6 protein-coding genes are annotated in these 5,519 nt (G+C 38.1%); all 6 read left to right on the top strand.

The genetic code is table 11. The features are described from left to right. On the top strand, positions 1 to 1,296 hold a 1,296-nt coding region (locus JT739_RS11665; RefSeq protein WP_237661303.1), incomplete at its 5' end, for a transcription antiterminator. Between the two features lie 184 nt (positions 1,297 to 1,480). Then, the gene (locus tag JT739_RS11660) at positions 1,481 to 1,789 is read left to right on the top strand and encodes a PTS lactose/cellobiose transporter subunit IIA (RefSeq protein ID WP_237661302.1); all 309 of its coding nucleotides are present in this window, start codon (positions 1,481 to 1,483) and stop codon (positions 1,787 to 1,789) included. A 40-nt stretch (positions 1,790 to 1,829) separates the two neighbouring features. After that, complete coding sequence (locus tag JT739_RS11655) at positions 1,830 to 2,777, top strand: N(4)-(beta-N-acetylglucosaminyl)-L-asparaginase (RefSeq protein ID WP_237661301.1); 948 nt, start codon at positions 1,830 to 1,832, stop codon at positions 2,775 to 2,777. A gap of 136 nt (positions 2,778 to 2,913) precedes the next feature. After that, complete coding sequence (locus tag JT739_RS11650; RefSeq protein WP_237661300.1) at positions 2,914 to 4,251, top strand: PTS sugar transporter subunit IIC; 1,338 nt, start codon at positions 2,914 to 2,916, stop codon at positions 4,249 to 4,251. Positions 4,252 to 4,305: 54 nt separating this feature from the next. After that, positions 4,306 to 4,998 carry a copper homeostasis protein CutC gene (locus JT739_RS11645; RefSeq protein ID WP_237661299.1) on the top strand — a complete coding sequence of 231 codons (693 nt, stop codon included), beginning with the start codon at positions 4,306 to 4,308 and terminating at the stop codon, positions 4,996 to 4,998. Beyond that, entirely contained in the window at positions 4,995 to 5,300 is a 306-nt protein-coding gene (locus JT739_RS11640) for a PTS sugar transporter subunit IIB (protein WP_237661298.1), read from the top strand. The genes JT739_RS11645 and JT739_RS11640 overlap by 4 nt, the downstream gene beginning before the upstream one ends. Positions 5,301 to 5,519 lie beyond the last annotated feature (219 nt).

Genomic DNA, 5,519 nt, shown 5'->3' with positions numbered 1-5,519 from the left:
ATTTTACAATTAACCAACAAAAATTTTCTTGAAGTCTACCTTGATTTTGAGAAAACAGCAAATACAGTAGAATGTGAAATAGCAAAGGAATTGTGTGCAAAACTTGAAGATGAGTTTAAAGTAAAATTTCCGCCTGAAGAAGTGTTATATATCTCATATCTTATTTTGGGAAGAAGAAAAATAATGAATACTTTTGTTGACCGCGAAGAACTTAAAAGGTTGGTTGAACCATACTACATATCATTGACTCAACTTCTTTTAGACTCATTGGCTTCTGAATACGGCATAGACTTTACCCATGATGATATGCTTTTTACAGGTATGTGCCTTCATATAAAAATAATGCATGAAAGAATAAAAAACAGAATGTCCTTGAGGAATCCTCTGCTTGAGGATTTAAAGATGCGTTATCCTTTTATTTTCGAGATAGCAGTATTCCTTTCAAGCGAATTTTCACGATTGACAGGTGAAAAAGTTAAAGAAGATGAAATTGGTTTTATCGCTCTGCATCTGGGAGCAGCTTTTCAGAGGCATAGAGAAAAACAGTATTTGCCAAAAAGGGCAATCATTGTGTGCCCTACTGGTTACACTACTTCTCATTTGCTGCTTTCCAAGATTAATTCTGAATACAAGGGCAGGATTGAGATCATTGAAGTTTTACCACTTATGGAACTTGACAAAATTGAGACAAAACAGCCTGATTTTGTATTTACAACTGTATCTCTTGAACGTGATTTTTCAATTCCTGTCATAAGGATATCACCCTTTTTAGATGAAAAGGATAGGCAATTGATAAACCGGGCTCTAAATACGGATGGTGTTGGAAATAAAGTGACCTGGCTATGTTTTGAGATTGAAAAATTCTTTAGACAAGAGCTTTTTGTAAATAACCTGGCATTTAATGATAAATTTCAGGTTATTGATTTTATGGCAAATGAACTTTATGACAAAGGTTATGTGCCCAAGAATTATTATGAACTGGTCATGGAAAGAGAAAAATTATCTTCGACGTCATTTGGAAATCTTGTAGCAATTCCCCATCCGATTATTATGAACGCATACGAGACAGTAATTTCTGTTGCAATCTTGAATAAGCCCATATTATGGGGAAATTATTATGTCCAGTTGGTATTGATGTTTGCAATAAAAGCTGGTGACAGAAAAAATTTGGATTATTTTTACAACCATATTGTTGAGGTAATTGATGACGCGAAAAAAGTGAAATTCCTGACAGATTCCAAGGATTTTATGGATTTTAAGTCAAGACTTATATCGCTATTTTCTGGTAATGAATAAGATTTAAGCGGGGACACAAAATGGAGTCCGGATGTAAAACTTCGCATTGGTGCGAAGTTTTTTTAATACGTTTTTTCCGCTGTATTAGGAAAATACTTATTTGCTGGCTATATAATGAAAAATTTATAATATAAGCGAACTTATTACAACGCAGTTATCTTCAAAGAGATGGAAGGTGAATTTGATGGAATCGATTGAACAAATAGCATTTAGGATAATTTCAGCGGCAGGAGATTCGCTTTCTATGATGTTCGAGGCACTGAAATTTTCTAGAAATGGTGACTTTGAAGAAGCAGAGAATCTCATGCAAAAGGCTGACGAGTTATTGTTACAGGCTCATAAAGCTCAGACGGAATTAATCGTAGAAGAATGTCAGGGCAACAAAAGCGAATATTCAGTTTTAATGGTTCATGCTCAGGATCATATCATGAACGCAATGCTGGCAAAGCCGTTAATAAAAGAGATTATAAATTTGTACAAGATAATTGCCTAAATATTTTTTAACGACAATTGTGACTGAAAGGAAGATAAACATGAAATGGGCGATAATAGGTACATGGCGTATGTGCCTTGAGGGAATAGCTGCTGCCACTGAAATTTTAGGACTCGGGGGGGACTCAGGAGACGCTGTGGAAGAAGCTGTCAAAGCTGTAGAAGATTATCCTCTGTACAAATCAGTAGGTTATGGAGGGCTTCCAAATGAAATCTGCCAAGTTGAATTGGATGCAGCCTTTATGGACGGCGACACGCTATCTTTCGGCGCTGTAGGTGGCATACAGGATTTTAAAAATCCAGTGTCCATTGCAAGAAGACTTAGCCGTGAAAGGTTCAACATATTTCTCGTTGGAAGTGGTGCAGAGGATTATGCGCATAAAAACGGTTTTGAAAGAAAAAACATGCTAACTGAAAGGGCTAAAAAAATCTGGGAAAAAAGAGTCCGGGAAATCAGTGAAAATAACCTCAGCCCTTATGACGGACATGATACTGTTGGGATTGTATGCCTTGACCTTAAAGGACATATGACTGCTGCAACATCTACCAGCGGACTATTTATGAAAAAAAGGGGCAGGATTGGCGATTCGCCTATTTGCGGTTCTGGCCTGTATGTCGATAGTAAAATCGGCGGTGCAGTAGCAACAGGCCTGGGTGAGGATATAATGAAGGGTTGCTTATCATATGAGGTAGTTCGCTTAATGGAAAGTGGAATGAGTCCTCAGGAAGCAGCCCAAAATGCAGTTTATAGTTTCAGTGAGAAACTAAAACAAAGAAGAGGCAAAGTTGGGGCTATATCAATTGTATGTTTAAACAATATGGGAGAATGGGGGGTAGGGACAAATGTAGAGTTTTCTTTTGTGGTAGCAAGTCAAAAAAGTTTGCCAAAAGTATTTCTGGCTCATCCGCACCAGGATAAGGTAGTTTATGAAGAAGCGTCCAAAGAATGGCTGGAAGCTTACCAAAGAAGAATAACGCAACCGGTTTAGACAGTTTTACTATTCTCACGTATTTATATTCTGTTTAATGTGCGTGTGGTTTATCTTTTAAGCATCTACTGTGGTTTCCCGATTTTAACTTAAAAATTTAAAATTTGTATCATAACATGTAGAGAGGGGAAATGTCATGAGTAGAATTCAGTCTTTTCTGGAAAACAGGTTTGCGCCATTTGCCACTAAATTGGCTGGTCAAAGGCATCTTGCTGCAATACGAGATGGTTTTATTTCTTTCATGCCCTTTTTAATTATTGGATCTCTGTTCATTATTATACAAGATTTTCCTGCTCCAGGATGGCAAGAGCTTCAGGCAAAATTGTTCGGAGAAGGTTTCAATCAGTTCATCATTTTGCCCAAAAGAGTTACATATGACATAATGTCACTTTACATCGTAGCCGCCATCTCATATAAACTGGCACAATCATACAGGATAGATGCATTTTCGGCAGCTATGCTCGGGATAAGTTCCTTTGTGCTGTTGTCACCTATCACCACGACCATTGACATAGATGGTCAGACCCATGTGGTATCAAGGGTAATAACTGTCGGAGGGTGGTACGGCACAAACGGGATACTTGTGGCTATTATTACGGCACTGGTTGTCACAGAAATATTTAACTATTTTATAAAACACAATATAACAATCAAGATGCCAGAAGGCGTCCCACCAGCTGTATCCAGAGCGTTTTCAGCACTTTTACCAGGCTTTTTCATCCTTGTCATGATGCTGCTTGTGAGACTGTTGTTTCTCCAGACAAAATACCAATACATCCATGAGTTCATTTACAATTTAGTGTCATTACCTATGCAGAGAATAGTCGCGAACAACCTGTTTGGAGCTATCGGCACAGTGTTTGCCATAAGCTTGCTGTGGTCTATCGGGCTCAATGGCGGTACTATAGTCAATGGCATTATGAGGCCCTTCTGGGTACCTTTGCAAGATGCAAACCTTGCAGCAATTGAAGCTGGTAAGCTTCCTCCAAACATAATTACAGAACAATTTTTTGACATGATATGGATTGGTGGCGCAGGAGCAACCCTTGCAGTGGTATTCTTGCTAATGTTCAAAGCTAAATCAAGACAATATAAGGAACTTGGAAAAATGTCCCTTGCGCCTGGGTTATTTAATATAAATGAGCCAATAATGTTTGGTCTGCCTGTGGTATTAAATCCCATTGGGATAATACCGCTCGTACTGGGACCGGTAGCCATAACCATAGTAAATTATCTGGCAATGGCCTTCAATATTGTAGCAAGGCCAACAGGCGTCATCATACCTTGGACGACACCGCCTATTATTCAGGGTTTTCTCATAACAGGCCACATATCTGGGGCGATCCTTCAAATAGTTGACATATTGATAGTTATGCTCATCTGGTGGCCATTTATAGCGATAATGGATAAGAAGAGGGTAGAAGAAGAAAGCAAAATGGTATATAATGGTGATAACAAAAGCATGAACATGTAAAAACGACTTTTCGGTGCTATATACCCCAGCGCAAGCGGCAAAATGGAGGTTAGAATGATTGAGATTATAGCCACATCACCGGAAGATGCAAGGCGCATCCAAGATTGCGGAGCAGACAGAATTGAGCTTGTCAGTGCGCTGTCGGAAGGCGGCCTAACACCTAGCTATGCAATTATCGATAAAACTGTAAAGGCTGTTACAATTCCTGTTAATGTAATGATAAGGCCTCATTCAAGGACCTTTGCATATACGCAGGAAGAAATCAAAATCATGAAAGAAGATATTCGTGTGGCAAAGAACCTTGGTGCGAACGGTGTTGTAATTGGAGTCCTTGATGAGAACATGAAAATACACGAAGCTTTTATGGAAGAATTACTTGATTCGTGCCAGGACATGGATGTGACATTTCACAGAGCCATTGATGAATTGCCTGATCCAGTTGAAGGAGCAAGATTTCTTTCAAAATATCCTAATATAAAAACCATTTTGACTTCCGGTGGAAAGGGAAACATCACCGATAACATTCCTACAATAAGAGAGATGGTAAAAAGCTCCGGCCATATAACCATTATGGTCGGAGGAGGTTTAAACTTTGAAAACATAGACAGGATAATCAGAGAAACTGAAGCAGGATTTTTTCACTTTGGAACCGCAGTAAGGGAAAATCGTTCGCCTTCTGGCGAGATTAATGTGGAAAGTCTTAGGTACATTATTAATTTAGTCAGAAAAGCGAGGAATAGTTTATGAAGATAGTGCTGATTTGCTTTGCTGGAATGTCGACAAGCATGTTAGTAAGTAGAATGCAAAAAGTTGCGGCAAAAAGAAGCTTAAATGTTAAAATTGTTGCAGTATCTACTTCTGATATGTATGAAGAATTAGACAGTGCAGATGTAATTCTAGTGGCACCTCAAGCGAGATATGCCTTAGACGAAGTAAAAGAAGCGGTAAAGTCAAAAGGGACTCCAGTCAGCGTGATAGATTCTCAGACTTATGGTTCGATGAATGGTGAAGCCATACTGGATATGGCCATTAATTTAGTTCAAAAGTAATTGAAAAAGTGATCTTTCGGTATTGTTAGAGATTATTATTTAGCCGTTTATTAAATTCATGTATTTTACGACTTTACCTTCCTTGGACATTTAACTACTTATTAAACAATGAGAAGGTAAAGTCTTTTTTATTTTTGAAGAGTTGTATTTTATACCCTTATTGATCTAATATATTAAGCCCAGATATATATCTTCCACAGTTAAGTCCATATAATTGTG

This window comes from Tepidanaerobacter sp. GT38 (assembly GCF_021991635.1).
GTDB lineage: Bacteria > Bacillota > Thermosediminibacteria > Thermosediminibacterales > Tepidanaerobacteraceae > DTU063.
The sequence above is the reverse complement of the archived record's forward strand: the minus strand, read 5'-3'. Positions and strand labels throughout refer to the sequence as shown.